Annotated in this window: 23 protein-coding genes; 14 read left to right on the top strand and 9 right to left on the bottom strand. The window is 73.4% G+C overall.

Going from position 1 to position 25348, the window contains the following annotated elements:
* Positions 1-3 precede the first annotated feature (3 nt).
* The gene (locus ACGFI1_RS11045; protein ID WP_392784722.1) at positions 4-798 is read right to left on the bottom strand and encodes a hypothetical protein; all 795 of its coding nucleotides are present in this window, start codon (positions 796-798) and stop codon (positions 4-6) included.
* 779 nt (positions 799-1577) lie between these two features.
* On the opposite strand from ACGFI1_RS11045, the gene ACGFI1_RS11040 reads away from it, so the two are divergent.
* Positions 1578-2270, top strand: coding sequence for a response regulator transcription factor (locus ACGFI1_RS11040; RefSeq protein ID WP_205719515.1), 693 nt, complete (start codon positions 1578-1580; stop codon positions 2268-2270).
* Positions 2271-2295: 25 nt separating this feature from the next.
* Here ACGFI1_RS11040 and ACGFI1_RS11035 read toward each other — a convergent pair whose 3' ends face one another.
* The gene (locus ACGFI1_RS11035; protein ID WP_392784720.1) at positions 2296-2496 is read right to left on the bottom strand and encodes a hypothetical protein; all 201 of its coding nucleotides are present in this window, start codon (positions 2494-2496) and stop codon (positions 2296-2298) included.
* A 402-nt stretch (positions 2497-2898) separates the two neighbouring features.
* Here ACGFI1_RS11035 and ACGFI1_RS11030 point away from each other — a divergent pair, with 402 nt between their 5' ends.
* The 5 genes from ACGFI1_RS11030 (at position 2899) to ACGFI1_RS11010 (ending at position 8072) form a co-directional block, all read left to right on the top strand.
* The gene (locus tag ACGFI1_RS11030) at positions 2899-4245 is read left to right on the top strand and encodes a sensor histidine kinase (RefSeq protein ID WP_392784717.1); all 1347 of its coding nucleotides are present in this window, start codon (positions 2899-2901) and stop codon (positions 4243-4245) included.
* Between the two features lie 263 nt (positions 4246-4508).
* Positions 4509-5492 (top strand): lytic polysaccharide monooxygenase auxiliary activity family 9 protein, encoded by a 984-nt coding sequence (locus tag ACGFI1_RS11025; RefSeq protein ID WP_392784715.1) that lies wholly within the window; start codon positions 4509-4511, stop codon positions 5490-5492.
* Positions 5493-5595: 103 nt separating this feature from the next.
* Positions 5596-5826 (top strand): SDR family oxidoreductase, encoded by a 231-nt coding sequence (locus tag ACGFI1_RS11020; protein ID WP_392784713.1) that lies wholly within the window; start codon positions 5596-5598, stop codon positions 5824-5826.
* A 156-nt stretch (positions 5827-5982) separates the two neighbouring features.
* Positions 5983-6534, top strand: coding sequence for a TetR/AcrR family transcriptional regulator (locus ACGFI1_RS11015; protein ID WP_387077515.1), 552 nt, complete (start codon positions 5983-5985; stop codon positions 6532-6534).
* Between the two features lie 8 nt (positions 6535-6542).
* Positions 6543-8072 (top strand): MFS transporter, encoded by a 1530-nt coding sequence (locus tag ACGFI1_RS11010; RefSeq protein ID WP_392785516.1) that lies wholly within the window; start codon positions 6543-6545, stop codon positions 8070-8072.
* 10 nt (positions 8073-8082) lie between these two features.
* Here the strand turns inward: ACGFI1_RS11010 and ACGFI1_RS11005 are convergent, their stop codons facing one another.
* A complete protein-coding gene (locus tag ACGFI1_RS11005) occupies positions 8083-9603 on the bottom strand; it encodes a HEAT repeat domain-containing protein (protein ID WP_392784711.1) in 1521 nt (506 codons plus the stop codon).
* Positions 9604-9680: 77 nt separating this feature from the next.
* Positions 9681-10367, bottom strand: coding sequence for a YoaK family protein (locus ACGFI1_RS11000; RefSeq protein ID WP_392784709.1), 687 nt, complete (start codon positions 10365-10367; stop codon positions 9681-9683).
* Positions 10368-10634: 267 nt separating this feature from the next.
* Between ACGFI1_RS11000 and ACGFI1_RS10995 the strand changes: the two genes are divergently transcribed.
* A complete protein-coding gene (locus tag ACGFI1_RS10995) occupies positions 10635-11756 on the top strand; it encodes a DUF2776 family protein (protein ID WP_392784707.1) in 1122 nt (373 codons plus the stop codon).
* A gap of 96 nt (positions 11757-11852) precedes the next feature.
* Positions 11853-12662, top strand: coding sequence for an SAM-dependent methyltransferase (locus ACGFI1_RS10990; RefSeq protein WP_392784705.1), 810 nt, complete (start codon positions 11853-11855; stop codon positions 12660-12662).
* 36 nt (positions 12663-12698) lie between these two features.
* On the opposite strand, the gene ACGFI1_RS10985 is transcribed toward ACGFI1_RS10990, so the two are convergent.
* Positions 12699-13487: an SAM-dependent methyltransferase gene (locus tag ACGFI1_RS10985; RefSeq protein ID WP_392784703.1), complete on the bottom strand. Its 789-nt coding sequence runs from the start codon at positions 13485-13487 to the stop codon at positions 12699-12701.
* A 163-nt stretch (positions 13488-13650) separates the two neighbouring features.
* On the opposite strand from ACGFI1_RS10985, the gene ACGFI1_RS10980 reads away from it, so the two are divergent.
* The 3 genes from ACGFI1_RS10980 (at position 13651) to glgX (ending at position 16986) form a co-directional block, all read left to right on the top strand.
* Entirely contained in the window at positions 13651-14199 is a 549-nt protein-coding gene (locus tag ACGFI1_RS10980; protein ID WP_386871631.1) for a DUF4262 domain-containing protein, read from the top strand.
* Between the two features lie 39 nt (positions 14200-14238).
* Positions 14239-14811 carry a GNAT family N-acetyltransferase gene (locus ACGFI1_RS10975; protein WP_386871629.1) on the top strand — a complete coding sequence of 191 codons (573 nt, stop codon included), beginning with the start codon at positions 14239-14241 and terminating at the stop codon, positions 14809-14811.
* 81 nt (positions 14812-14892) lie between these two features.
* Complete coding sequence (glgX, locus tag ACGFI1_RS10970; protein ID WP_138635433.1) at positions 14893-16986, top strand: glycogen debranching protein GlgX; 2094 nt, start codon at positions 14893-14895, stop codon at positions 16984-16986.
* Positions 16987-17005: 19 nt separating this feature from the next.
* On the opposite strand, the gene ACGFI1_RS10965 is transcribed toward glgX, so the two are convergent.
* Positions 17006-17407, bottom strand: a complete 402-nt coding sequence (locus ACGFI1_RS10965) for a hypothetical protein (protein ID WP_387077499.1) — start codon at positions 17405-17407, stop codon at positions 17006-17008.
* A 148-nt stretch (positions 17408-17555) separates the two neighbouring features.
* Here ACGFI1_RS10965 and ACGFI1_RS10960 point away from each other — a divergent pair, with 148 nt between their 5' ends.
* Complete coding sequence (locus tag ACGFI1_RS10960) at positions 17556-18275, top strand: pyrimidine reductase family protein (RefSeq protein ID WP_386871623.1); 720 nt, start codon at positions 17556-17558, stop codon at positions 18273-18275.
* Here ACGFI1_RS10960 and ACGFI1_RS10955 read toward each other — a convergent pair.
* Positions 18257-18955, bottom strand: coding sequence for a dihydrofolate reductase family protein (locus ACGFI1_RS10955; protein WP_392784700.1), 699 nt, complete (start codon positions 18953-18955; stop codon positions 18257-18259). The genes ACGFI1_RS10960 and ACGFI1_RS10955 overlap by 19 nt on opposite strands.
* A 65-nt stretch (positions 18956-19020) precedes the next feature.
* Between ACGFI1_RS10955 and ACGFI1_RS10950 the strand changes: the two genes are divergently transcribed.
* On the top strand, positions 19021-20112 hold the full coding sequence (locus tag ACGFI1_RS10950) for an ATP-dependent DNA ligase (protein ID WP_387077495.1): 1092 nt from the start codon (positions 19021-19023) through the stop codon (positions 20110-20112).
* 54 nt (positions 20113-20166) lie between these two features.
* On the opposite strand, the gene ACGFI1_RS10945 is transcribed toward ACGFI1_RS10950, so the two are convergent.
* On the bottom strand, positions 20167-21906 hold the full coding sequence (locus ACGFI1_RS10945; protein WP_392784698.1) for an alkaline phosphatase D family protein: 1740 nt from the start codon (positions 21904-21906) through the stop codon (positions 20167-20169).
* A gap of 218 nt (positions 21907-22124) precedes the next feature.
* On the opposite strand from ACGFI1_RS10945, the gene ACGFI1_RS10940 reads away from it, so the two are divergent.
* The gene (locus ACGFI1_RS10940; RefSeq protein WP_392784696.1) at positions 22125-24518 is read left to right on the top strand and encodes a HelD family protein; all 2394 of its coding nucleotides are present in this window, start codon (positions 22125-22127) and stop codon (positions 24516-24518) included.
* On the opposite strand, the gene ACGFI1_RS10935 is transcribed toward ACGFI1_RS10940, so the two are convergent.
* A complete protein-coding gene (locus ACGFI1_RS10935; RefSeq protein ID WP_386871615.1) occupies positions 24501-25196 on the bottom strand; it encodes a FadR/GntR family transcriptional regulator in 696 nt (231 codons plus the stop codon). The genes ACGFI1_RS10940 and ACGFI1_RS10935 overlap by 18 nt on opposite strands.
* Between the last annotated feature and the right edge of the window lie 152 nt (positions 25197-25348).

The raw sequence follows: 25348 nt of genomic DNA, 5'->3' as shown, positions 1-25348 counted from the left end.
CGGTTAGTGGTCGGCGGCGGCTGCGGGGGGTGGGCCGCCGGTTCCGGCCGGTGGACGGCGGTGCAGGATCGAGACGGTGCCGTCCGGCTGCCCTGCTCCCTCCTGGCTGCCGGGCGTCTGGGGGCTGATCGCTCTGAGGTGCTGGACGCCCTCGGCGGCCTCGGCTCCCCGCCGCTGGTCCGTGATGAACTGGTCGATGCTTCGGCGGGCCCGTTCGGCTTCCGTGCGGGCGGCGTCCCGTTCGGCGATCAGCATGCTCACCTTGCCCTGCAGTTCGCCGGCGAGCCGGGCCTGCTGGGCAGCCTCCGCCTGCTGTTCGGCCAGCGCCGTCCTGGTCTGGTCGAGGCGCTCGTGGGCGGAGCGGGTGCTCTCCAGCGCCCGGTCGCGCTGGAGCAGGGCGTCCTTGATCTGGTCGCGGGCGTCGCGGGCCTGCTGCTCGGCCTTGACGCGCGCGGTGTGCTCGGCCCGCGCCTCCGCGCGTGCCCGGCTCGCGTCCTGGAGGGCGGCGGCGCGCTCGGCCGTGACCTCCTCCGCGCGGAGGCGCTGCTGCCGCAGTTCGGCGGCCATCGTCGCGGCCTGGTCGCGGACGGCCTTCTCGGCGGCCTGCGCGGTGACGAGAGCGGCGCGCAGGTGCTTGGCCTCCTCCAGGCTCGACTGGAGCGAGCCGGTCAACTCGGTGACCTGGTCCGCCAGTTGCGCCCGGTCGCGGCGAGTCGCGGCCAGCGCGGCATTGGTCTCCTCGGCGGTGCGGGCGAGTTGCCGGAGGTCGCCGCTGGTCCGTTCGTAGCGGGCCGTCAACTCGTCGAGGCGGCCGTGCAGTTCGGCGTTCTGCGCCTCGGCGTCCTCCGCCCGCCGCCGCTGCGCGTCGGCGGCGCCGAGCGCCTCCCTGGCCTGGGCCCGCGCCGTCTCGGTCGCCCGGTGCGCCTCCGCCTCGACCGCCGAGGTCTCGGCGCGGACCTGCGCGATCCGTACCTCGACACCGGCGACCGTGAGCTCGCCGTCGAGCGCGGTGGCGAGCCGGGCCGCCGCGTCCTCCAGCCGTTCGACCAGGTCCCGGGTGAGGGCGACCTTCCCGGTGAGTCCGGGGGCGCCGATCTCCCGGGCGCGCTGCTCCGCGGCGGCGGTCTCGCACGCCGACGGACCGGTGCCGCCGGAGCAGAAGCGCCGCGGGGGCCCGCCCGGCGCCTGGGGAACCGGCCGGCGGCAGAACCCGCACGGCCGCGCGGCGGACGCGTTCAGACGGTCCTCGGCGCCCCGGACATCGGCGTCAGGGCCTCCCGAGCTGCTTTCGATGACGACCTCCGGGCAACGGTCAACGAGCGCGTCGCGCCACGCCGAGAACAGAGAGACTTCTCCGGGCCCCCGGCTTCGGCGGGCGGTCTCCGGAGAATGCGGAATGGCGTTGACGGTAGGCGCAAGCCCCTTAGAATCGCGTCAGCGTCCGCTTAACATCTGCTTAAGAGATGCCGCCCGCGAGGCTGTGACGAGGGCTGACGCACTCCGCGGCCGTAACCCCGCCGTCCGCGTCGGACGTTTTGTGCGGGTGCAATGCCATCGGAACGGTTTATGGTTGGCGCGTGGTCAGTGTTTTGATGGTCGAAGACGACGAGCATGTGCGGAGAGCGCTCGTCCGGGAACTTTCCGCGCTCGGGCATTCCGTGCGGAGCGCGGGCCGGGCGCTGGACGCACTGCGCGAGGTGACGTCCCATCCGCCCGAGGTGGTGGTGCTCGATCTCGGGCTCCCCGACCTGGACGGCGGCGAGGCGTTGAAGATGCTGCGGGCCGTCTCCGACGTGCCCGTCGTGGTGGCCACCGCCCGCGACGGCGAGCGGGAGATCATCCGGCTGCTCCAGTCGGGCGCCGACGACTACGTGGTCAAGCCCTTCTCCGCGGAGCACCTGCACGCGCGGCTGCTGGCGGTGCTGCGGCGGATGCGGACGCAGCCGCGCCGCGAGGCGCTGGTCGTCGGAGCGCTCCGGATCGACGTCGAGCGGCGGCAGGCCGTGCTGAACGGGGTGCCGCTGCAGTTGTCGCGGCGCGAGTTCGACCTGCTGGCCTTCCTTGCGGAGAACGCCGGCCGGGTGGTGCGGCGCCGCGACCTGCTGTCGGAGGTGTGGCAGCAGCCGTACGGGGACGACCAGACCATCGACGTGCACGTGTCGTGGCTGCGCCGCAAGCTCGGCGAGAGCGCGGCCTCGCCCCGGTACCTGCACACGGTGCGCGGCGTCGGGCTGATGCTCAGCGAACCCGCGGGAGTGGGCGTCGACTGACCGCGCGGGGCGGTGCCCGCGCGCGTCAGAACTCGCTCACCTGGACGATCGGGGGGTGGCCGTTCCAGACCGCGATCACGGTCGAGCCGTGCGTCCCGTCGGTCAGGTCCACCCGGATCCAGGTGGACGTCCGCCACACCTTCGTCTGGAACCCGGCCTTGGGTGTGGCCGAGACGAGGCGTGCCGTCTTGGCGTTCAGCGCGTAGATGACACGTCCCGACTTCACCACATAGGTCCGCGTTCTCTCCGCCGGCGACGCGGCGGGAGAAGAAGGGCGCACCGCCTGCCTTGACGGAGTGGGAGAGGGAGTGGACCGATCGCGCGTAGGAGGGACGACGGACGGCCCGGTATCGGATGCCGCGGGCGGAAGGGCAGCCGGCCGCCCGGTCTCGACCGGAATTCCGGCGGCGAGATCGGGAGACTCCACCACCGTGCCGCGCAGGGCGTCCCCCACACCGGCCCAGCTGATCGCCATGCCCGTCGCGGTGACGGCGACCCAGACCGCAATGAAGCGAATCGGAACCCGCATACGTCGCATCGCTATTTATCAGCTCTCTATCAGACCAGTGCAATTAAAAGGGACACCGGCCGCCGGTGACGTGATGGTACAGAACAGGACGGGGTGGGGATGAGAGGGGCGCTGGCGCGGATCGCCACGGCCGTGACGGCGATGGTCGCGCTGTCGTTCGTGGTGCCGCTGGGCCTGCTGAACGGTCAGATGGCCCGCGACCGGGCCCTGAGCACGGCGGTGCGGCAGGCCGAGTCCCTCGTCCCGGCGCTGATGGTCACGACCGATCCGGCGGCGCTGAACGAGGCCGTCGGGTCGACCGCGGCCGGCGCCGCGGGGTCGATGGCCCTGCACCTGCCCACCGGGCCGCCGATCGGGGTCCCCCGCGCGACCGCCGACGACCTGCGCAGGGCCCGTGCGCAGCAGCGCTCCTTCGCCACCTCCGCGCGGGAGGGGACCATCGTGGTGCGCCCGGTCACGCTGGGCCCCGGCCGGCACGCGGTGATCGAGGTGTTCGTCCCGGACGCGGAGTTCAGCCGGGGCGTGCTGAAGTCCTGGCTGATCCTGGTGCTCGTGGCGCTGGCGCTGGTCCTGGTGTCGGTGGCCATGGCGGACCGGCTCGCCGTCCGCGTGGTCGAGGTCGCCGACCGGCTCGCGCAGGCGGTCACCCGGGTCGCCGGCGGCGACCTGACGACCCGCGTCGAACCCGCCGGCCCCGCCGAGCTGAGCGCGGCGGGCGAGGCGTTCAACCACATGGCCGACCAGCTCGCGCGGCTGCTGGCCGCCGAGCGCGAGGCCGCCGCCGACCTGTCGCACCGGCTCCGCACGCCCCTGACCGCGCTGCGGCTGAACCTCAGCGGCCTCGCCGCCAACCCGGCGGACCCGGTGCGGATGGCCCAGAGCCAGGACGCCCTCGGACGGCTGGAGCAGGCCGTCGACGAGATCATCGACGCCGCGCGGCGGCAGGACCGCGTCCCCGCGCGGTGCGACGCGGCGCAGGTCGTCCGGCAGCGGCTCGACTTCTGGTCGGCGCTGGCCGGCGACCAGGACCGCGCGCTCGACGTGCTCGTGCCGGACGACCCGGTGCCGGTCCCGGTGGCCGCCGCCGACCTCGCCGCGGCGGTCGACGCCCTGCTGGGCAACATCTTCCGGCACACCCCGCACGGCACGGCCTTCTCCGTCACCGTCCACCGCGGCCGGAACGCCGCCGGCCTGCTGTTCGGGGACGCGGGGCCGGGCATCGCCGAACCGGAGGCGGCGCTGCGGCGCGGGGCCAGCGGGGCGGGCTCCACCGGCCTCGGCCTGGACATCGCGCGCCGGCTCGCCGAGACGACCGGCGGTTCGCTGCGGATCGGCACCTCTCCCCTGGGCAGGGCGCAGATCCAGGTGTGGCTGCGCACGGCCGAGAAGTCCGCGCCCCGCCGTTCGGGACGGTCGAGAAAGCATCGGGCCGGCCACCGCCGCTAGCCGGCCGGACACTGGAAAAAGGAACACGCCCGTCCTCGCAACAAGCAACATATCCCCCACGGCGCCACGGAATTCGAGTCACTCGGGAAAGTAGCCCCCTAAGCCCGATTTCCGCAAGTCCGAACGACACGGACGACCATTTTGCGCGGCGACTTTATATTTCGCTGATGCATCGCTTAAGAATGCCTGAAGAGGAGTTATGGACTGCCATTCGCGGCGGTAGCGTCTGCCCCCATCGAACAACACTTTCCGATGGGAGCCCGATGAAGACCTGCGCCGCGACCCTCCGTCGCGCCTCGACCGCCGCCGGAGTGACCGCCGTGCCCGTGGTGGCACTGGCACTGGCAGCGCCGCCGGCGCTGGCCCACGGGTCGATGCAGTCGCCGGTGAGCCGGGTTTTCGCCTGCTACCAGCAGAATCCCGAATCGCCCGGTTCGGCGGCGTGCCGGGCCGCCGTGTCGGCGAGCGGGCGCCAGGCGTTCTACGACTGGAACGGCGTCCGGCTGGGCGACGCGGCCGGGCGGCACCGGCAGATCATCCCCGATGGCCGGCTGTGCAGTGCGGGCGCCCCCGCCTTCCGCGGGCTGGACCTCCCCCGGGCCGACTGGCCCGCCACGGAACTGGCGGCGGGCGCCGCCCGCACGCTCCGCTACAAGGTGACGGCGCCTCACCGGGGAACGTTCCAGCTCTACGTCACGAAGGACGGCTACGATCCCCGCAAGCCGCTCACCTGGGCGGACTTGGAGAGCAAGCCGTTCCTGACCAAGAGCGACCCGGCGGTCGCCGACGGAACCTACCTGCTGCCGGGCCGGCTGCCCGCCGGGAAGAAGGGCCGCCATCTCATCTACGCCATCTGGCAGCGCAGCGACAGCCCGGAGGCGTTCTACTCCTGCTCCGACGTCGTCTTCGGCGGGAAGGGCACCGCGGCGGCCCCTGGCGCCTCCACCCGCTCCAAGCCCGCAACCGGCTCCGCCTCCGGGGCCCCCTCGACACGGCCGTCCGACCCCGCCGCGAAGCTCGGGGCCGACAAGCCGGCTTCCGCCCCGGCCGGCGCACCCGCCGTCCACGACCACCATCGGGCGACGCCGGCCACCACCGTGAAGTCCGCACCGGCGGCGGAGAACTCGTCCGATGGGGACGGGAGCATCCCCGGCATCGCCATGATCACCGGAACGGTCGGGCTCACCCTGGGCGGAGTCGCGGGTCTCCTGCTCACCGGACGCCGCTTCTGGCGCCGCGACTACTGATGACCGGGGCGCGGCGGGAGGCTCGCGCACCACCCGTCGCCCACGAACCCGCCGCCCGCAACGGAAGCCGCCCTCCGCGTGCTGCCGGTAGGACCGTCGGGCCGTGGCCGGGCGTCAAGGCGGTCGTCGAGCCGATGAAGGCCGCGGGCGGGGGCGCGATCGTCAACACCTCCTCCATCGAGACGCCTTCTTCAAGGCCCTGCCCATCCCCCGCTGGGGCGAGCCGGACGACGTCGCCGGCGCCGTCGTGTACCTCGCCTCGGACGAGTCCGCCTACTGCACCGGCACCGAGATCCTGGTCGACGGCGGCCTCCTCAGCGGCTCCGGCTACTGAACCGCTTCGGGCCTGCCGCCTTCGAGGGCGGCAGGCCGCGAACGCGGCGGCGACGAGGGAGGCTCACCGGGGCCGGTGCCTCTGCCGCACGACGCTGGATGAGCCGTCGGTGCATCGTTTGAGACATTGATGTCTCATTTGACATATACTCGTCTCATGGCTGTCGATCGAGACCAGGTGCTGCGCGCCGCCGCTGCCCTGCTGACCAGGAAGTCCACCGCGACCATGGACGAGGTGGCGCGGGCCGCCGGGATCAGCCGGGCGACGCTGAACCGCCACTTCCCCGGGCGGGACGCCCTCATCCGCTCGCTGGAGGCGCTCGGCATCGCCGAGTGCGAGGCCGCCCTGGCGGCGGCGCGCCTGGACGAGGGCGCGGCGGCCGGCGCCGTGCGCCGCCTGGTCCGCGAGATCGAGCCGTCCGCCGGCCTGCTCGCCTTCCTCTACACCGAGAACCAGCTCTTCGAGGGCGACGGGATGAACCAGGGCTGGGAGCGCATCGACGCCCGGCTGACCGCGCTGTTCCGCCGCGGCCAGGAGGACGGCGAGTTCCGCCTCGACCTGAGCCCGGCCTGGCTCACCGAGGCGCTCTACGGGCTGCTGGCCTCCGGCGCCTGGGCGGTGAGCGATGGCCGCGTGGCCCGCAACGACATCACCTACATGATCGTCGAGCTGCTGCTCGGCGGCGCCGCCCGGAAGGAGGGATCGTGACCGGGACGCTGCGCACGCCAGGCACGCCCGGCACGCCGGAGGCGGTGAAGCGGCCCGGCCGCTGGGCGGCGCTCGCCGTCCTCGTCCTGGCCGTGCTCCTGGTGGCCGTCGACGTGACCGTCCTCGGCCTGGCGACCCCCTACCTCAGCGAGGACCTGCGGCCGTCCGGCACCCAGCTGCTGTGGATCGGCGACGTCTACTCCTTCGTGATCGCCGGCCTGCTGGTGTCCATGGGCAGCCTCGGCGACCGCATCGGCCGCAAGCGCATCCTGCTGGTGGGGTCCACGGCCTTCGGCGCGGTATCGGTGCTCAACGCCTACGCGACCACGCCCGAACTGATGATCGCGGCCCGCGCGCTGCTCGGCGTCGCCGGCGCCACCCTGATGCCCGCCACCCTCGCCCTGATCCGCAACCTCTTCCACGACCCGCGCGAGCGCAGCCTCGCCATCGGCGTCTGGGGCGCCGCCGCCTCCGCCGGCATGGCGGTCGGCCCGATCGTGGGCGGCCTGCTGCTGGAGCACTTCTGGTGGGGCTCGGTGTTCCTGATCAACCTGCCGGTGATGGCCGTCCTGGTCGTGGTCGGCGCCAGGCTGCTGCCCGAGTCGCGCAACCCGGACGCCGGTCCGTGGGACCCGGTCAGCGTCGTGCTGTCGCTGGCCGGCATGGGCGGTGCCGTGTACGCGGTCAAGGAGGCCGCCGCGCACGGGTTCGGATGGGGCCCGCTCGCGGCGGGCCTGCTCGGCGCCGCCGCCCTGTACGGGTTCGTCCGCCGGCAGCGGGTCCTGCCGGTCCCGCTGCTGGACCTGCGGCTCTTCCGCAGCCGCGGCTTCAGCGGCGCGGTGCTGGCCGACCTGATGACCGTCCTGGGGCTGTCCGGGCTGATCTTCTTCCTCTCCCAGTACCTGCAGCTGGTCCAGGGCAGGCAGCCGCTGGAGGCCGGCCTGGCCGAGCTGCCCGCCGCCGCCGGCGCGGTGGCGGCGGGGCTGATCGCCGGGCGCGCGGCCCGGCGCCTGTCCGTCCGCGCCGTGGTGTCGGGCGGGCTGGCCGCCATCGCCCTGGCGCTCGCCGCGCTCACCGCCATCAGCGAGTCCACCGGCTACCCCGTGCTCGGCGGCGCGCTGCTGGTCGTCGGCCTCGGTGCCGGGTTCTCGTTCACCGTCACCGCCGACGTGATCCTCTCCAGCGCCCCCAAGGAGCAGGCGGGCGCCGCCTCCGCGGTGTCCGAGACCGCCTACGAACTCGGCGCCGCCCTCGGCATCGCACTGCTCGGCTCCGTGGTGACCGGCGCCTACCGGGGCTTCACCGGGCCGCCCGGCACCCCGGACGCCGCCCGCGAGTCCCTGGGCGGGGCCGTCGACGCCGCCGCGCACATGCCGCCCGGCGCCGGTTCGCAGCTCCTGGACGCCGCCCGCCAGTCCTTCGTCGACGGACTGGCCATCGCCGCCGGCGCCGGAGCGGCCGTCCTCCTGGCCGCCGCCGTCGCGGCCTGGTTCCTGCTGCGCGGGCAGGGACTCGACGGCCGGCCCGGCGAGCACTGAGAACGGACGATCACGCCGTCCGGCCGGCGGCGGACTGGTCGAGGCGCGCCAGGGCGTCGGCCGCCCAATCGCGGACGAAGGAATCCTCGTCGTCCCGCGCGCGTTCGAGGCCGGCACGCACCGCACGCCGATCGGCGGGCGAAAGGTCCGGGCTCCCCGCCAGCGACCGGAGGTCGGACACCACTTCCGTGCGCACATGCGGATGGGGATCGTCCAAGAACCGCAGCTTGGTCGCGAGGTCGACGCCGCCGAACCTACGGGCGAGGTACAGCGCGGTGGCACGCACACGCCCGACGCGGTGTTCGAGGAGCTGCGGCAGCATCGGGCGCACCTCCGGGATCGACCACAGTGCGCTGTGATAGACGTCGGTGTGCTCCACGTCGGCGATGAGCTCGCGCACCAGTCGGACGGCCGACCGGCGCGCGAGCTCCCGGACCGCGTTCTCGGCGGGCGGGGCCGGCACCCCGGGGACGCGGCCGGCGCGCCACCGCTCCAACCGGCCGAGCGGGGAGTCGCCGGTCCGCTCGAAGAAGGCGGCCAGCCCGGCGGCCGCGCCCAGGCGCACCGGTTCGGACCGTGCGCCGAGCAGCCCGAGCAGCGACTCGGCCTCCGCGATGCCGCCCGCCGCGCCCAGTGCCCGCAGCGCCTCGCGGCGCAGTGCGGCGTCGTGCCGTCCCGCCGCGAAGCGCCGCAGCACGTCGATGCCCTCGGTGGTGCCGGCGGCGCCCAGCGCGGAAGCCGCGGCGGGACCGCATGCGGGATCGTCCAGCCAGGCCGCCGCCGGCCCGACGGCGTCCGGCACGCGGTGCCCGGCCAGCGCGCGGAAGAGGTTGTGCCGCGCTCTCGGCTCGGTCTCCTCCGCGAGGGCGGCCAGCAGCGCCCGGACGACCCGCGGCTCAGGCTCCCAGAACCGCTTCCAGGCCGCCACGTGCACCTCTTCCGGGGCGCCGTAGCTCAGGCCGGGGACACCTGCCTGCGGGGTGTCCAGCATGTCCAGCGCAATGTGGCGCACCCTGCCCGAGGCGGTCCGCGCCAGGTCGGCGAAGACCGCGTCGGCTTCGGGGAGCAGCCGCAGCAGGAACCGGGCGCGCGCCCAGATGAGGTCGTCGCGGTGGCCGAGCAGCGGCACCAGCGACGCGGCGGGCACGGGCACCTCGGCCCGCAGCAGCCACTCGAGGACGACCGTCCGGTTGCGCAGTCCGGCGTCCTCGACCAGCCCGGCGAACGCCGCGGCCACCTCGGGCCCGGACGCGCCGAGCTGGACGAGCGTGTTGACCGCGCGCCGCCGGACCTCGGCGTCGGGGTCCGAGCACAGCGCCACCAGCGGCTCGGCCGGTACCGCCGCCCGCTGCCGGCCGAGTCCCAGGGCCGCCGCAGCCCGGACCTCCGGAGCGGGGTCCGTGACGAGGGCGAGCAGTTCCCCGGCATGCCCGGGGGCACGGCTCAGCCCCTTCGCCGCGGCGGCGCGACGCGCGGGATCGGGCGAATCCAGCTCCCGCAGGAAGAACGCGACCTGATGTTCGGCGACCATGGCCTCCCCCGCGACGGCTCCACAAAGGAGACGCTCCGGACGAATCGCCGGTTGACCCGCGTCCGCTACGACGCCCTTCACCGCCACGTGTCGGCGTTCGGCCGGCGCGCGGTGATGAAGGCGGCCGACGCGACCACGACCAGCACCCCGGTCGCGCACCAGAGCGGGGCCGCGATCGAGACGTTCTGGACGAGCACGGCGCCGACGGCCGCGCCGAGGAGCAGGGCCGCGACCGACAGGCCCCGGCGCACGACCCGCTCCTTGGCCTCGGCCTTGTCGGCGACCAGCGAGGTGAGCGTCGTGGTGACGACGACCGTCCGGAAGTCGGGCACCTGGAGTCGCCGGACGATCGCGTACTGCCAGCCCATCGAGACCGCCAGGACGCCGACGGCCACCTGGCGGCGGGGATCGCCGACATGGTCGAGACCGGTGACGATGAGCGCGGTGGCGGCGAGGGCGCACGCCTGCGTGGCGGTGGCCGCGCCGAGCAGGCGGCCGCGGTGCGTGATCCCGTTGAAGGCCGCGTGCCCGCCGGTGGCGGCCCCGGCGCAGAAGCACGTGACCGACAGGGCGATCGAAAGGATCTTCCCCACCACGCCCTGGCCGCCGCCGAGCCCCAAACCGAGAAAAATGATGTTCCCGGTCATATTCGCCACGAAGACATTGCCGAGTACCAGATAACTGACGGAGTCGACCAGCCCGGCCATGATCGTGAGCAGGACGAGCAACGGAGGCAGCGGTCCGTGGTCACGGGCTTCGGGCACCCGTGAATTGTTCCAGGCGGCGAAGGAGATCCCGAGAGGACGACCTGGGCATGTCGCAAACGGACAAGGCACGCCGCAGGCCAGGCAGGCCGGCGGATTCCCGGCAAATGGAAGCCGACACTAACTTGATCGATCCTTGACGGGACGCCCTTTTGCCGGGTCGGCCCCAGGGAACCGTGTCGGTGCCGACTCGCCGCCAGACCCCGAAACCGGTAGCGAAATCACGGGGTATTCGGCCGGGACACACCACCATTCCTCAGGGGCTTGATGAACTACGAAATCAGCGTCCTGTTCCGAGCCATACCCGTGCTCATGGGTGCCGTGTCGGCGGGATTGGGCGGCTACGTGCTCGGGCACGCATCCGGTCCGAGCGCGCGCGTCGCGGGTCTGGTGCTCATCTTCCTGGCGGCCATCTGCCTCTGCCTGTTCGCCACCGCGGCCACGATCATCAGGCAGCTCATCGGCCGCTACACCGAGCTGGACCGGCTGCTCTACCCGGCGTTCGGGTTCGCGGTCAGCTGCGTCCCCACGGGGTACGGGCTCTACCTGCTCAGCGGCCCCCGGACGTCGCCGCCCGATTTCGTCGCCGGGCATGTGGTCTTCGGCGTCGGCATGGTCTGCGCGTGCGTCTCCTGCGTGGCCACGGTCTCCACCCGTTTCCTCCTGATCAGCGAGAACTCGGCGCTGCCCGAGGGATCGCCGCCGCGCGCCCCGGCGCCGTTCAGCCCGCTCACCGCGCGGATCCTGACGACACTGCCGGTGCTCGCGGCCCTCGCCACCTGGGCGTGGGCCTTCCTCCTGCTCGCCGGCGGGGGCGGCGGAGCCGCGGCGGGGCGGTTCACCTCCGGGCACGTGATGAGCGGTCTGGCGCTCGTCTGCACCTGCCTCATCGGACTGGTGGCCAGCATCCTGCGGCAGATCCAGAACACCTACACCCCGCGAGAGCGCACGCTCTGGCCGGGAACGGCCGCCGCCCTCGGGGCCATCGGCATCGTGTGGGCGCTGATCGTCATCGCCGTGCACACCCGGTCCGCCCAACTGGCCGCCGCCTACGTGCTGGTCGGGCTGGGGCTCATCTGCTGGAGCATCCTCAGCAAGGTGCTGCTGCTCGCGCTCGTCTGGCGGCGCGACGCCCCCCTGGCGAACCGGGTCCCGCTGATCCCGGTCGGAACGGCTCTGCTCTGCCTCTTCCTCTCGGCGTTCCTCTTCGAGTCGGCCGATCCCGCGGTGCTCGTCGCGGCCCGCGTCCTGGTGGGCCTCGGCTGCATCTGCTTCTCGCTGTTCTCCATCGTCTCCATCCTGGAGAGCGGGACCAGCGGCGCGGGAGGGGACGGGGACGGGAACGGCGGGAGCGCCTCACCGGCCGGCGCCGCCGGCGGGCGGGCGTGAGGCGGGCCGGATCTTCGCCGTCCCCGAGGGCTTCGCAGCCGAGGGCCCGCGTGCGATCATGTGGGGCGTTCCGGCTCCGCGACCGAGGTGGCTCGAATGGGCAGCGACGGCGTCCTCCCCTCCTATGACACGGGCACGCCCTCGCCCGCGCGCATGTACGACTACTTCCTCGGCGGCAAGGACAACTACGCCGCGGACCGCGCGGCGGCCGAGCAGGTCAAGGCGGCCGTCGGCGACGTGCTGTGCCACGCCACCGTGTGGGAGAACCGCCGGTTCCTGCAGCGGGTCGTCCGGCACCTCGCCGAGGCGGGGATCGACCAGTTCGTCGACCTCGGCACGGGCCTGCCCACCCAGGGCAACGTGCACGAGGTCGCGCAGGAGGTCGTCCCGGACGCCCACGTCGTCTACGTCGACAACGACCCGATCGTGCTGGCGCACGGGCGGGCGCTGCTGGCGACCAACGCCACCACGACCGTCATCACCGCCGACGCGCGGGATCCGGAGGCGATCCTCGGCCACGCGGACCTGCGCGCGCTCATCGACTTCTCCCGGCCGGTCGCGGTCCTGTCGATCGCGCTGTTCCACTTCATCCCGGACGACGACGACCCGGCCGGCATCGTGGCGGCCTTCCGGGAGCGGCTGGCCCCCGGCTCGTACTTCGCGCTGTCGCACCTGACCACGGACGGCACGCCCGCCGAGGAGCTGGAGCGGGTCGTCGAGGTGTACCGCAAGGCCACCAGCCCGATCGTGTTCCGGCCCCCGGAGCGGATCGCGTCGTTCTTCGCGGGCTTCGAGCTGGTCGAGCCGGGGCTGACCCGGCCGTGGAAGTGGCGGCCGGAGTACGGCCCGTCGGGCCCGCAGACCGACTCCCTGTACGCGGGCCTGGGCCGGCTGCCGGCCGACTGACCCCTGCCACCGCCGCCGCCCACCCCCAGGGTGGCGTCAGGGCTTGCGGGCCACGGCGCCGTAGGCGTCGATGGGGGCGGGCGTGACGTCCGGGCGCCACTCGCTGATCGGGACGAGCCCCGGCTCGGCCATCTCCAGGCCCTCGAAGCACCGCGCGAGCTGCTCGGGGCTGCGCAGGACGTACGGGACGCCGCCGCTCTCCACCAGCTTCTCGGCCCCGTCGACGACCTCCGCGCCCGTGTCGGTGCCGTCCCACAGGACCAGGTGGCTGCCGGACGGCACCGCGTCCATCACCCGGCCGACGATGGCGCGGACCACCGCGAGGTCGGGCTCGTAGCCGAGCACGCCCATGAACATGACGGCGATGGGCTGGTCGAAGTCGAGCGTCTCGCGGGCCCCGTCGAGGATCCGGTCGGGCTCGTGGTAGTCGGCGTGGACGTAGGTCGTGGAGCCCTCCCCCGTGGTGCTGCCCAGCAGCGCGCGGGCGTGTACGAGCACGAGGGGGTCGTTGTCGACGTAGAGGATGCGCGACTCCGGCGCGATGCCCTGCGCGACCTCATGCGTGTTCTGCATGGTGGGAAGGCCGGTGCCGATGTCGATGAACTGCCGGACGCCGCACTCGGCGGCGAGATGGCCGACCGCCCGGATGAGGAACCGCCGCGACAGCCGCGCCATCGTCACGATCTGCGGGTACACGTCGGCCACGGCGTCGCCGGCGGCGCGGTCGGCGGCGTAGTTGTCCTTGCCGCCCATCCAGTAGTTCCAGATGCGCGCCGCGTGCGGGACCCCCGAGTCGAGCGCGGCCGGGTCGATGAATTCGGTCATGGGGGGCTCCCCTTCGGTCGCGGCGGCGGACCTTCCCGCGCGATGCGCGCGTGGTGAGCATTCTGTCGTAGAAAAGGCGCCGCTCACATGCCGTTTCGGTGATGACCGGCAAAGGGGGGCGACGGGCGCCGACCCTGGGTCGATTGATCGTAAACTGAGGGTCATGTCCGGCGACCGCCCCTCGTGCACCTGCGTGATCTGCCGTGACTACGGCGACCGCGACCGCCTGGACAACTTCCAGCTGCGCACCATCGTCCACATCACCCAGTACGGGTGGAGCGTCGTCCTCGTGCAGCCCGACGCCGACGGGCCCGGCTGGGCGTACACGATCGGCCTGTGGCACAGCCACGGCGCGCCCGAGCTGGCGATGTTCGGCGGCGACGTGTACGAGACCGAGGAGGTCCTCAACGCGCTCGGCCGGCAGACCGCCGAGGGCGGCGTCCCGGTGGACGGCGAGCGCCGCGACGGCGTCGTCCGGGGGCAGCAGGCCGCGTTCCGGGACGTCGACCCGCGCTGGTACGACGGCCTGTTCCGCGGGGCGGTGGCGTTCTACCGGCGCCCGCCGCTGCCGATCCTCCAGGTCGTCTGGCCCAACCGGGACGGCCTGTTCCCCTGGCAGCCCGGCACCGACCTGCCGTTCCGGCACGCCCAGCCCTGGCTGTGGCTCGACCCGAAGCAGCACCCGGCCGGCGTCTGGACACGGCGGCTCTGAAACCGGGCCGGCGGCGGCCCGGCGGCATACGATCGGCGGGTGTACGGGCCGATCGCCGACGCCATCCGGACCCCGCGCCTCCTGCTGGAGCCGCTGGCGGTCCACCACGCGGACGAGATGGCGCCCGTCCTGGACGATCCGCGCCTGCACCGCCACATCGGCGGCGAGCCCCTCACCCGGGACGAGCTGCGCGCCCGCTACGCGCACCTGGTCGCCGGCCCGGCGCCGTTCCACCAGGAGTGGTGGCTGAACTGGATCGTCCGCCGCGTCCGGGACGGGCAGGCCGTCGGCTACGTCCAGGCGACGGTCCAGCCGGCCGCGCCGGGGTTCACCGTGGGGCCCGCCTCCGCCGGGTCGACGGTCACGCCGGGCCCGCCCCGGCACCTGGCGTCCGTCGCCTGGGTCGTCGGCATGCCCTACCAGGGCTTCGGCTTCGCGACCGAGGCCGCCCGCGCCGTGCTGGACTGGCTCCGCGCCCACGGCGTCGGCGAGATCGTGGCGACCGTCCACCCGGACAACCGCGCCTCCGCCGCCGTCGCGTCCAAGATCGGCATGGTCGCGACCGGCGAGACCCGCGACGACGAACTCGTCTGGCGCCTCCCGCCCGGGTGACACTCTGCGGGTGACACAGTGATCGGCGCGGGGTAGGCGACAATCGACGGGACCAGGATTCACCGGCCGGAAGGGGACAGCATGCGGGAGGTCTGGCCCGGGGACCCCTATCCGCTCGGCGCCACCTGGGACGGGACGGGCACCAACTTCGCCCTGTTCTCCGAGGTGGCGCGGCGCGTCGAGCTGTGCCTGTTCGACGCCGACGGCACCGAGACCCGGCGGGAGCTGCCGGAGGTCGACGGGTTCGTGTGGCACGGCTACCTGCCGGGGGTCGGGCCCGGGCAGCGGTACGGGTACCGGGTGCACGGCCCGTTCAGCCCGCGGGACGGGCACCGCTGCAACCCGTCCAAGCTGCTGCTCGACCCGTACGGCAAGGCCGTGGAGGGCGGCGTCCGCTGGCACGAGTCGCTGTTCTCCTACCGGTTCGCCGACCCCGACGCGCTGAACGAGGACGACAGCGCCCCCTACATGCCGAAGAACGTCGTCATCAACCCGTTCTTCGACTGGGCTGACGACCGGCCGCCGCGGGTCCCCTACCACGAGAGCGTCATCTACGAGGCGCACGTGAAGGGGCTGACCCGGCTGCATCCGGGCATCCCGGAGGAGCAGCGCGGCACGTACGCGGGCCTCGCGCACCCGGTGATGATCGACCATCTGCTCGATCTCGGCGTGACGGCCGTGGAGCTGATGCCGGTGCACCAGTCGGTGCCCGAGCACGCGCTGGTGGCGCGGGGCCTCGACAACTACTGGGGCTACAACACGATCGGGTTCTTCGCGCCGCACAACGCCTACAGCTCGTCCGGGCAGTCCGGGGAGCAGGTGCTGGAGTTCAAGGCGATGGTCCGCGCCCTGCACGAGGCCGGGATCGAGGTGATCCTGGACGTCGTCTACAACCACACCGCCGAGGGCGACCACCTGGGCCCGACGCTGTCGTTCCGCGGCATCGACAACGCGTCCTACTACCGGCTGCGCGACGACGACAAGCGCTACCACCTCGACTACACCGGCTGCGGCAACTCGCTGAACGTCCGCAACCCGCACGCGCTGCAGCTCATCATGGACTCGCTGCGCTACTGGATCCTGGAGATGCACGTCGACGGGTTCCGGTTCGACCTGGCCTCGGCGCTGGCCCGCGAGCTGCACGACGTCGACCGGCTGGCCGCGTTCTTCGACCTCGTCCAGCAGGACCCGGTCGTGTCGCAGGTGAAGCTGATCGCCGAGCCGTGGGACGTCGGCGAGGGCGGCTACCAGGTGGGGAACTTCCCACCGCTGTGGACGGAGTGGAACGGCAAGTACCGCGACACCGTCCGCGACTTCTGGCGCGGGTCGTACGCGACCATGCCGGAGTTCGCGTCCCGCCTGACCGGGTCGTCGGACCTGTACGAGCACAGCGCGCGGCGGCCGTTCGCGTCCATCAACTTCGTGACGTGCCACGACGGGTTCACGCTCACCGACCTGGTCTCCTACGACCACAAGCACAACGAGGCCAACGGCGAGGGCAACCGGGACGGGACGGACGACAACCGCTCCTGGAACTGCGGCGCCGAGGGCCCGACCCGCGACCCCGCCGTCCTGGAACTGCGCGCGCGCCAGCGCCGCAACTTCCTGGCGACGCTGTTCCTGTCGCAGGGCGTGCCGATGCTCTCCCACGGCGACGAGCTGGGCCGCACGCAGAAGGGCAACAACAACGCCTACTGCCAGGACAACGAGACCGCGTGGGTGCACTGGGAGGACTCCGACGACATGGAGTTCGTCCGGATCCTGTCGCGGCTGCGGCACGACCACCCGGTGTTCCGGCGCCGCCGGTTCTTCACCGGGCGGGGCAGCGGCGCCGCCGCCGACATCGCCTGGCTCACCCCGGCCGGCGACAGCATGACCGACCAGGACTGGAACGTCGGCTTCGCGAAGTCGCTCGGGGTGTTCCTCAACGGCGACGCCATCACCGAGCCCGACCCGCGCGGCCGCCGCGTCCGCGACGACTCGTTCCTGCTGCTGGTCAACGCCGGGTCGGAGCCGGTCGAGTTCACCCTGCCCGGCGCCGAGTACGGCGAGCGCTGGGAGTTCGCCCTCGACACCGCCGAGCCCGGCACCGTGGGCGAGCGCCCCCGGGTCAAGGCCCGCGACGTCGTGCGCGTCACCGACCGCGCCCTCCTCGTCCTGCGGAGGCTCCCCTAGGCGGTGCCCCCAGGCGGCCCTAGGCGCCGGCGGCCTGGAGCGCGGCCAGGAAGACCAGCACGACCGTGGTGACCGCCACCGCGCCGTGGACGGCGACCGCGGCGGCCGGGAACGCCTGCTCCGCGCCGCGCGCGTGCCGCCCGCCCCGCCCGACGAGCCAGCGGGTGAACAGCGCGAAGCCCTGCAGGACGACGACCAGCAGCACCGCGAACGCGGCCCACGCGTAGCGGGCGTCCCCGGTGGCCAGATGGGCGAGCCACAGGGCGAGGCCCGCCACGGCCGCGAGCGGATGCCCCACCACGACCAGGACCGGGAACCGCGTCACCTTCGTCGAGCGACCGCCGTTCAGAAACCAGATGACCAGCAGGTGGCCGCCCGCCGCGGCGGCGAGGATCCACGCGCACAGCGCCGCGTACTCCACCCCCCGCTCCCTTCTGTGGAATTCCCGTCCCCGTCCCCGCGGGCAAGTGTTACTTCCGGACGCTCCCGGCATGACGGATTTCTACAGATTGATGCACAACCGGTCATCCGGCCGGTCGGACGGGCGCGTGCAGTAGCTTGGGTGATCTATGCGTTCTCTGTCTCCGGAGCCCGGCGAGGCCGACCTCGCCGAGCGCTACGCGTACCCGCCCGACGGCACCTGGCTGCGGGCCAACATGGTGGCCAGCCTCGACGGGGCGGCGCAGCGCGACGGGCGCAGCGGCGGCCTCGGCAACGCCGCCGACCGGCACCTGTTCCTGCTGCTGCGCGGCCTCGCCGACGTCGTCGTCATCGGCGCGCAGACGGTGCGCGCCGAGGGCTACGGGCCGGTCAAGCCCAGCGAGGGCTGGGACGGCGTCCGGGAGGGGCGCACCCCCGTCCCGCCGATCGCGATCGTGTCCCGCAGCCTCGACCTGGACTTCGAGGCCCCCATCTTCACCGAGGCCGAGGTGCCGACGATGGTGCTGGCCACCGCGTCCGCCGACCCGGCCCGGCTGGCGGCTGCGCGGGAGCACGCCGACGTCATCATCGCGGGGAAGGACTCGCTGGACTTCGCCGTCGCCGTCCGGGAGCTCGCCAAGCGCGGCCACCGGCGGCTGCTGTGCGAGGGCGGGCCGTCGGTGCTCGGGCAGCTGGTGGCGGCCGGGCTGCTGGACGAGCTGTGCCTCACCCTGAGCCCGATGCTGCTCGGCGGGAACCCGACCCGGATCCTGAACGCGCCGCCGGTGCCCGTCCCGCTGGAGATGAAGCTCGCCCACGCCCTGCAGGACGAAGAGTTCCTGTTCCTGCGCTACACCCGCAGCCGGTAGCGGACGAACAGCACGCCCTCATCGATGTAGAGGGCGGTGGGGTCGAGCGGTACCTCGGTCTCCAGGCCGTCCAAGAGGCGGGTGTGGCGAGGGCTTCCGAGCAGGGTCGGGGCAATGCTGAGGCACAGCTCGTCGACGAGCGATGCCCGGATCAGCGCGGTCGCCAACGCGGGGCCGCCCTCGCAGAGCAGATGCTCGTAGCCGAGGTCTTCGCGGAGCGTCCTGATGGCGGCGGGCAGATCGACGCTGTCCTCCCCCTCCACGACCACCTGGATGCCGCTCGGCACGTTCTTCCGGCCGCTCTGCGACGTCACCACGATGGTGGGTGTCTCCGCCTTGGTGAACAGCGGGAGCGTCCAATCGAGATCGGCGGAGCGGCTCACCACGACGATGGGCGCGGGTGGCCGGCCGCGGCGCGCGCGCAGATCGTGGCGTAGGCGGGCCGGGCCGAGGCGTCCCGTCCGGACGGTGCCGGCGCCCACGAGGATCGCGTCGGCCAGCGCCCGCAGGCTCCGGAGGACGCGGAAGTCGGCGTCACCGCCGAGTCCGTCCGTCCAGCCCTCGGCGTCGGTGGCGGACCCGTCCACGCTCACGACCATGCCGAGCCGCAGCCCGGGAAGGTCGCCGTAGCTCTCGTACGGGTCGACGCCGGCGGCGGGCTCCGGCAGCAAACGGCGCATGACCTGCACGTTACCGAACACCCCCGGGCTGTCGTTCTGTCGGTGCCGTGGCGCAGGATGGGGGCATGGACCTGCCGATCAGCCCGCCGCTGCCGCCGATGCTGGCCAAGGCGGTCAAGACCATGCCCAAGGGCGACCTGCTGTACGAGCCGAAATGGGATGGCTTCCGCTGCATCGTCTTCCGCGACGGCGACGAGGTGGAGCTGTCCAGCCGCGGTGAGAAGCCGCTCACCCGCTACTTCCCCGAGCTCGTCGAGGCGGTGAAGCGCGAGCTGCCCGCACGGTGCGTGGTGGACGGCGAGATCGTGCTGCCTAGGGGGACGCGCCTCGACTTCGACGCGCTCCAGCAGCGCATCCACCCGGCCGCGTCGCGGATCAAGCTGCTGGCGGAGGAGACGCCCGCGTCGTTCGTGGCGTTCGACCTGCTGGCACTCGGCGGCGAGTCGCTGTTGGAGGTGCCGCTCGGCGAGCGCCGGAGGCGGCTCACCGAGACGCTCGCGGGGGTGAAGGCGCCGATCCACGTCACGCCGGCGTCCGACTCCTACGAGCTGGCGCTGCGCTGGTTCGACGAGTTCGAGGGCGCCGGGCTGGACGGCGTCATCGCCAAGCCGCGCGACACCGTGTACGAGCCCGACAAGCGCGTCCTGTTCAAGGTCAAGCACGAGCGGACCGCCGACTGCGTGGTGGCGGGCTTCCGCTGGCACAAGTCGGGGCCGATCGTGGGGTCGCTGCTGCTCGGGCTCTACAACTCCGCGGGCAAGCTCCAGCACGTCGGGGTCGCCGCGTCCTTCACGATGAAGCGGCGCGCCGAGCTGGTCGAGGAGCTGCAGCCCTACCGGCTGGAGGACCTCTCCGCCCACCCGTGGGGCGAGTGGGCGCGCCAGAGCGAGGCGACGGCCGACCGGATGCCCGGCGCCGTCTCCCGCTGGACGGGCAAGAAGGACCTGAGCTGGGTGGCGCTGCGTCCCGAGCTGGTGGTGGAGGTCGCGTACGAGGCGATGGAGGGCGACCGGTTCCGGCACACCGCCCGGTTCCGCAACTGGCGCCCCGACCGCACGCCCGAGTCGTGCACGTACGAGCAGCTCGAGGTACCGGTCGCCTACGACCTGGCCGACATCCTCTCCGGCCCGGCGACGAGCCCGCGCGTCGACCGCTGAGCGCGCGCCGCCCCGGGACGCGCCGGCGGGCGCGTCCCGGGGCGGCGGCGGAGGTCAGGGCTGGGTCTCGTTGGCGACGGTCTGCTCGATCAGCTCGCCGTCGGGCTGCGCCGCGGCCTTCGGCGACGCGAAGGGCCGCAGGTAGGTCTCGTTGACGCCGGGGACGCGGTCCTCGATGACGAACGTCGCCTTGGTGGAGATCCCGGCGCCCGGCGTGCGGACGGTCGGCAGCGTCTTGAAGTCGGCCTTCATCTCCTCCTTGCCGATCGTCGTCATCACGTAGCCGCGCTGGTTGTTGTAGAAGCGCAGATGCGGGTTGATCTTGAGGAAGGGGTGGTCGGCGGGGTCGGAGTCCTTGCCATCGCCGGTGCTGGTGATGGACGTGCACACCAGTTCCGAGCCCACGGTCTTCGAGCCGGGGTCGTCGTAGTCGGCCTTCAGGTCGCCGGCCCAGTGCGCGTGGACGTCGCCGGTGAGCACGACGGGGTTGCGCACCTTCGCGTCCAGCCATCCCCTGGTGATGCGGTCGCGGGAGGCGACGTAGCCGTCCCAGGAGTCCATCGAGGTCTTCTTGACGGGCCCTTCGGTGTTGTCGCGCTGCGCGAAGAACACCTGCTGCCCCAGGACGTCCCAGCGCGCGCGGGAGCGGCGGAAGCCGTCCAGCAGCCACGCCTCCTGCCGGTCCCCCGTGATGGAGCGCTTCGGGTCGGTGGCCTCGGGGCAGTCCTTGTAGCCGTCGCCGCAGCCCTGGTCGTCGCGGAACTGGCGGGTGTCGAGCATGTGGAAGGTGGCGAGCCGGCCCCACTGGACGCGCCGGTAGATCTGGATGTCCGGCCCCTTCGGGACGGACGTGCGGCGCAGCGGCATGTTCTCGTAGTACGCCTTGAACGCGGCGGCGCGGCGGGCGCGGAACGCCTCGTAGGACGGGCTGCCGAGCGGAGCTCGTCGATTGGATGGTGGTGGGTGGGGGCTGGAGGACGGGGTGTCGGAGTTCGCCTCGGGGATGTCGTCGGCCCAGTTGTTCTCGACCTCGTGGTCGTCGAACACGACCAGCCACGGCGCGGCCTCGTGCGCGGCCTGGAGGTCGCGGTCGGACTTGTACTGGGCGTGCCGCAGCCGGTAGTCCGCGAGCGTGACCGTCTCGGGGCCCTCGTGGTCGCGGACGTTGCCGCCAGGGATGTTGTAGACGCCCTTCTTGTACTCGTACTGGTAGTCGCCCAGGTGGAGGACGATGTCGGGGTGCTCCTCGGCGAGCCGCCGGTAGGCGGTGAAGTAGCCGTGCTCGAACTGGCTGCAGGAGACGAACGCCATCGCGAGCGCGGGCCCGTAGGTCGCGGGGTGCGGGGCGGTGCGGGTCCGGCCGGCCGGGGAGACGTGCGCGCCGGTGCGGAACCGGTACCAGTAGTCGCGGCCGGGGCGCAGGCCGTTCAGCTCGACGTGCACGGAGTGCGCGGCCTCGGGCCGGGCGGCGGCGGTGCCGCGCCGCACGACGCGGCGGAAGCGCTCGTCGGTCGCGACCTCCCAGCGGACGGGGACGGTGCGCGACGGCATGCCGCCGAGGCCGTCCTCGGCGAGGGGGTTCAGGGCGAGCCGGGTCCACAGGACGAACCCGTCGGCGTCGGGGTCGCCGGACGCGACGCCGAGGGTGAACGGGTCACCGGGCAGGGTGCGCGGGCGCGGGGCGGCGGCGTGCGCGGTGCCCGGGACGAGCGGGCCGGCGGCGGCGGTGGCGGTGGCGAGACCACCGGCGACCAGGAAGGTTCTCCGGTTCAGCGGGTGCGCGGAGTCGGCCATGGAGGAGCGACCTTTCGGAGGGGTCCGGCAGTGATCGCCGGACAGCCTCACGAAGATCGGTGACCGCGGGGCACCGTGCGGATGACGCCCGTCCCAACAAAGACGATCTTTTGACCGGGGCCAGAAGATCATCCGGCGGGCGTGAAAGGATGCTAGGCTGGCGACTTACGAATTGCGCACAACAAACCTCACCCTATGTATAGGAGTGTAGTCGAAGCATGGGACTCCGTCAAGCGGACGCTGTCAACCCCGACCGCGAGAATGCCGAGCGCGAGACCGCCGCTCCGCTGCGCGCGGAGCAGGCGCGGGTGTCCCGGATCTACGCGCGGCTCGACGCCGAGCGGGCGAAGGCCGAGACCGCGCTGCGCGACGGGCCGGGGGCGGGCGGCGGCGCCGCGTTCCAGGCGCGGGTGGAGAGCGCCGTCGCGACCGACGAGGCCGCCCGCCGCCTCGCACGGCTGAACGCGGTCGAGAACGCCCTGTGCTTCGGCCGGATCGACCACCGGGGCGGCGCCGACGGCCCCGGCGACACGTTCTACATCGGCCGCATCGGGCTCCGCGACGCCGACCACGAGCCCCTCCTGATCGACTGGCGCGCCCCCGCGGCCCGGCCGTTCTACACCGCCACGCCCGGCGCCCCCGGCACCCTCGCGCGCCGCCGCCACCTGCACCTGCGGCGGCGGGAGGTCGTCCGGCTGGACGACGAGGTCTTCGACCTGGAGGGGCTGGCCGAGCCGGAGCGGCGCGCCGTCGTCGGCGAGGCCGCGCTGCTGGCCACCCTGCGCCGCGGCCGGACGGGCCGGATGAGCGACGTGGTCGCGACCATCCAGGAGGAGCAGGACCAGGTCATCCGCTCGGGCCTGCAGGGCGTGCTCGTCGTCCAGGGCGGCCCCGGCACCGGCAAGACGGTCGCCGCCCTGCACCGCGCCGCGTACCTGCTCTACACGCACCGGGACGTCCTCGAACGGCGGGGAGTGCTCGTCGTCGGCCCGAACGCCACGTTCCTCCGCTACATCGAGCAGGTCCTGCCCGGCCTGGGCGAGACCGACGTCGCCCTGGCCACGGTCGGCGAGCTCTACCCCGGCGTCAAGGCGACGGCGAGGGACACCCCCGAAGTCGCCGTCATCAAGGGCGACCACCGCATGGCCGACGTCGTCCGGGCGGCCGTCCACGACCGGCAGCGCGTGCCCGCCGGCGGCCTCCGCCTCGACATCGACGACTTCACCGTCGTCGTGGACGCCGAGAAGTGCGAGCAGATCCGCGACCGGGCCCGCGCGCTGCGCCACCCGCACAACATCCAGCGGCGGCGCTTCGTCCACGACATGCTGGAGGCGCTCGCCGTCAACCGGGCCGAGCAGTACGACCGCCTCATGGACGAGCCCCTGGAGGAGATGGCGAAGGCCGGCGGCATGCCCGGCTGGCTCCAGGAACTCATCGACGAGGCCGAAGACGAACCCCTCCTGGACGAGACGGACCTCCGCCTCGCCAAGGAGGAGCTCTGGCAGAACCCGGCCGTCAAGAAGGCCCTCCACAAGCTCTGGCCCGAGCTGACCCCGCAGCGGCTCCTCACCGACCTCTACGCCGACCCCAGCGCGCTCGCCCGCGTCGGCGCCCAGGTCGGCATGGACTGCGCGGCTCTGCACCGCCCGGCCGGCTCGCCCTGGACCGTCTCCGACGTCCCGCTCCTCGACGAGGCCGCCGAGTACCTGGGCAAGGACGACTCCGCCGACCGGGCCCGGGAGCGCGCGGCGGCCGCCGCCCGAGCCGAGGAGGAGCGCTACGCCCGCGAGGTCATCGAGTCCGCCGGCACCACGGACCTGCTCTCGGCCCGCGACGTGATCTCCGCGGGCGAGCTGGCCGACCGCCACCACGACGGCGGCCCGCCGCTCACCACCGCGCAGCGCGCCCTCGCCGACCGCCAGTGGGCCTACGGCCACGTGATCGTCGACGAGGCGCAGGAGCTCTCCGAGATGGCCTGGCGCACCGTGATGCGCCGCGTCCCGACCCGCTCCCTCACCGTCGTCGGCGACATCGCCCAGACCGGCAGCGCCGCCGGCGCCGCCACCTGGGGCCAGATGCTCGACCGCTACGTCCCGGGCCGCTGGCGGGAGCAGCGCCTCCTCGTCAACTACCGGACCCCGGCCGCGATCATGCGGGTGGCGGCCGGCGTCCTCGCCGCCGTCGACCCGGGCCAGACGCCGCCCGAGCCCGTCCGCGACGACGGCCCGCCGCCCGCCGCGCTCGCGCTCCCGGTCGCGGAGCTGCCGTCCCTCGTCGCCGCGGAGCTGTCCCTGGTCACCGACGACGCGTCCGCCGAGGGCCGGCTCGCCGTCATCGCCTCCGGCGCCCGCCACGCCGAAGTCCTGGAGGCCCTCCCGGACGCCGCCGCCGGCGCAACCCCGGAGGCCCTCGACTCCCCGGTCGTCGTCCTCACCGCCGAGGAGGCCAAGGGCCTGGAGTTCGACTCCGTCGTCGTCGTCGACCCGGCCGGCATCGTCACCGAGTCACCGAAGGGCGGCCAGGACCTCTACGTCGCCCTGACCAGGGCCACCCGCCGCCTGACGATCGTCCACGACAACGACCTCCCGCCCCTCCTAGCCGCCCTGGAGTAGGGCCCGGAGGGTCTGGGCGAGCTCGGTCTTGATGATCTCGCCGGCGGCCGCGGGGTCGCCGGCGCGGACGGCGTCGACCAGGGCGGCGTGGGCGGCGCGGCCGTGGGCGGTGTCGGAGGCGCGGACGTCGACCAGGGCCGCCAGGTCGAGGAGGCCGTCGCGCAGGACCGGGACGAACTCGGCGAACAGGTCGGCGAGGACCGGGTTGTGCGCGGCGGCCACGACGGCGGTGTGCAGGGCGATGTCGGCGTCGATGAACGCCTCGGTGGAGGGGCCGGCGAAGGCCGCGTCGCGGGCGGCGAGAGCGGTGTCGAGGGCGGTGAGGTCGGCGCCGGTGCGGCGCTCGGCGGCCAGTTCGGCGGCGCGGACCTCCAGCATCATGCGGATCTCGTAGACGTCGGCGACGGAGGCGCGGCGCAGCCGGGCGGGCCAGTCCTCGTCCGGCTCGGCCGCGATGACGAACACGCCGGCGCCCTGGCGGGCCTGGACGAGGCCGGCGCCGGCGAGGGCGCGCAGGGCCTCGCGGACAGTGGAGCGGCCGACGCCGAGCTCCTTCGCGAGCGTGGTCTCGCCCGGCAGCTTCGTCCCGACCGGCCAGGAGCCGTCCGCGATCTGGTCGCGGAGCCGCTGGGCGGCCTGCTCGACGAGCGGGCTGGGCCGGAGCCGGGCGAGTGGCATGCGGGTTCCTTCACGGTGGGCGGGCGGTCAGGATATCGCCCGCTCAGCTTGTCTGAGGAGCTGAGGTGTGGTTGGGTGGCGGACATGTCGTGGCGGGTGCTTCTCCTCGGTCGCCGCGGCGGGGCCTGATCCGACCGGCACCCCGCCGCGGG

This window comes from Actinomadura geliboluensis (assembly GCF_043197915.1).
In the GTDB taxonomy this organism is placed as follows: domain Bacteria; phylum Actinomycetota; class Actinomycetes; order Streptosporangiales; family Streptosporangiaceae; genus Spirillospora; species Spirillospora geliboluensis.
The sequence above is the reverse complement of the archived record's forward strand: the minus strand, read 5'-3'. Positions and strand labels throughout refer to the sequence as shown.

What these genes read in the sequence shown, in the direction of transcription:
- ACGFI1_RS11030 (WP_392784717.1), top strand. Translation starts at nt 2,899, where the DNA reads ATGAGAGGGGCGCTGGCGCGGATCGCCACGGCCGTGACGGCGATGGTC.
- ACGFI1_RS11025 (WP_392784715.1), top strand. Translation starts at nt 4,509, where the DNA reads ATGAAGACCTGCGCCGCGACCCTCCGTCGCGCCTCGACCGCCGCCGGA.
- ACGFI1_RS11015 (WP_387077515.1), top strand. Translation starts at nt 5,983, where the DNA reads ATGGCTGTCGATCGAGACCAGGTGCTGCGCGCCGCCGCTGCCCTGCTG.
- ACGFI1_RS11005 (WP_392784711.1), bottom strand. Translation starts at nt 9,603, where the DNA reads ATGGTCGCCGAACATCAGGTCGCGTTCTTCCTGCGGGAGCTGGATTCG.
- ACGFI1_RS10995 (WP_392784707.1), top strand. Translation starts at nt 10,635, where the DNA reads ATGAACTACGAAATCAGCGTCCTGTTCCGAGCCATACCCGTGCTCATG.
- ACGFI1_RS10990 (WP_392784705.1), top strand. Translation starts at nt 11,853, where the DNA reads ATGGGCAGCGACGGCGTCCTCCCCTCCTATGACACGGGCACGCCCTCG.
- ACGFI1_RS10985 (WP_392784703.1), bottom strand. Translation starts at nt 13,487, where the DNA reads ATGACCGAATTCATCGACCCGGCCGCGCTCGACTCGGGGGTCCCGCAC.
- ACGFI1_RS10980 (WP_386871631.1), top strand. Translation starts at nt 13,651, where the DNA reads ATGTCCGGCGACCGCCCCTCGTGCACCTGCGTGATCTGCCGTGACTAC.
- glgX (WP_138635433.1), top strand. Translation starts at nt 14,893, where the DNA reads ATGCGGGAGGTCTGGCCCGGGGACCCCTATCCGCTCGGCGCCACCTGG.
- ACGFI1_RS10960 (WP_386871623.1), top strand. Translation starts at nt 17,556, where the DNA reads ATGCGTTCTCTGTCTCCGGAGCCCGGCGAGGCCGACCTCGCCGAGCGC.
- ACGFI1_RS10955 (WP_392784700.1), bottom strand. Translation starts at nt 18,955, where the DNA reads ATGCGCCGTTTGCTGCCGGAGCCCGCCGCCGGCGTCGACCCGTACGAG.
- ACGFI1_RS10950 (WP_387077495.1), top strand. Translation starts at nt 19,021, where the DNA reads ATGGACCTGCCGATCAGCCCGCCGCTGCCGCCGATGCTGGCCAAGGCG.
- ACGFI1_RS10945 (WP_392784698.1), bottom strand. Translation starts at nt 21,906, where the DNA reads ATGGCCGACTCCGCGCACCCGCTGAACCGGAGAACCTTCCTGGTCGCC.
- ACGFI1_RS10940 (WP_392784696.1), top strand. Translation starts at nt 22,125, where the DNA reads ATGGGACTCCGTCAAGCGGACGCTGTCAACCCCGACCGCGAGAATGCC.
- ACGFI1_RS10935 (WP_386871615.1), bottom strand. Translation starts at nt 25,196, where the DNA reads ATGCCACTCGCCCGGCTCCGGCCCAGCCCGCTCGTCGAGCAGGCCGCC.